1 protein-coding gene is annotated in these 1,211 nt (G+C 46.9%); it reads left to right on the top strand.

Annotation, left to right across the window (positions count from 1 at the left end; all coding sequences use genetic code 11):
- Positions 1 to 543 precede the first annotated feature (543 nt).
- Positions 544 to 1,211 (top strand): Rpn family recombination-promoting nuclease/putative transposase (locus MXE39_RS12870; RefSeq protein ID WP_247074215.1); only part of this gene is annotated, 668 nt, incomplete at its 3' end.

The following is a 1,211-nucleotide window of genomic DNA, read 5'->3' as shown; positions in this document are numbered from 1 at the left end:
AGACCTGAACCTGGTGTATCAGAACCAGCCCGGCTGTATGTTCATCAGCCGCTCAGCACAAAGTTTCATTCAACTTTTGGAGGCTTTTTGAGTACTGAATCTTCCTCAGGAACAAGTGGGGCAGCAGCCGCTCAACGAAGGCAGAGCAAGCCCAGGGGCCGCAAGACTGCACAGCGCAGTCCAGGCAACGATCATCAATCAGGTACAATCTCTGACAAAACAGACTCTCTTAAGGCAGACAAGAAGGACTTGTCAGCACAGGCCAGTTACGAAGCTGCATCCTGTACAGCAAGTCAGGATGTCAAAGCGGTTAAGAAAGCGGGCAAAACTGGAAAAAGCGCAAAGGGCAGAAAGTCCAGTGCACCTAAGGCCAGGTTTGCTGCAGACATAACTGCATCAAGCGTCACAACTGCAGACAACTATGGCAGCTTGTCAGGCAGTTGCGAAACAGACAGCAGCTACTTCTGGCACAGGCAGGACATAACTTCCAAAGCGCTCTTCAGAAATCAGTTTTTTTTCCGGGAGCTGGTTAAGCTGACAGGGTTGTTTTCTGAGCAGGAGCTTGAACTTTTTGACTGGAACTCAATGGAGCTCCCTGACAGAACTTTCATGCAGTGCCAGAATGATACCAGAGAGATTGCTGTCGATCTTCTGGTCAAAATCAAGCTGCTTTCAGGTATTGTCACTTACTTCCATTTCGAATTCCAGTCAAGTATCTCTGACTACATGCTATACAGAATGTTGGAATACCGTCTGGCCATTTTGCGTGAATGGCCTGGGTACAATCCTCGCAAAAGGTTAGATGTGTTTCCGCATGTGTATCAGTTCATGATTTATACTGGCACTCAATCATTTCCCCAGGCTACCGAGCTGTTTGACAGCAGTAACATGGTTCCTGCTGTTGACAAGGCACTCACAGCTGATTTCATCTATAATCACATCAGCCTGATAGACAAAGGTGGTGTAGACTGGCTTGTTAAGCAGAACAGCCTTTCTGCCCTGCTGCTGGCACTGCAGGTGGATGAAAGACCAAATCCAGGAACAAAAGACATTATCAGGGCTATCTGTGATAAGCTTAAGGGGGCAGAAAGCGACATCATTGACGATGTCTTTAATTACTGCAAATTCTATGTTGTGGATATGTCCAGCTTCCGTGAGCTTGGACCAGGGCTTACTTCAAATAATTGGGAGTCTTTAATGGTATATATCGA

Origin of the sequence: Anaerobiospirillum sp. NML120511 (assembly GCF_023050955.1) — a bacterium.
Taxonomy (GTDB): domain Bacteria; phylum Pseudomonadota; class Gammaproteobacteria; order Enterobacterales; family Succinivibrionaceae; genus Anaerobiospirillum.
Note: the sequence above shows the minus strand (reverse complement) of the source record. Positions and strands in the feature narration are given on the sequence as shown.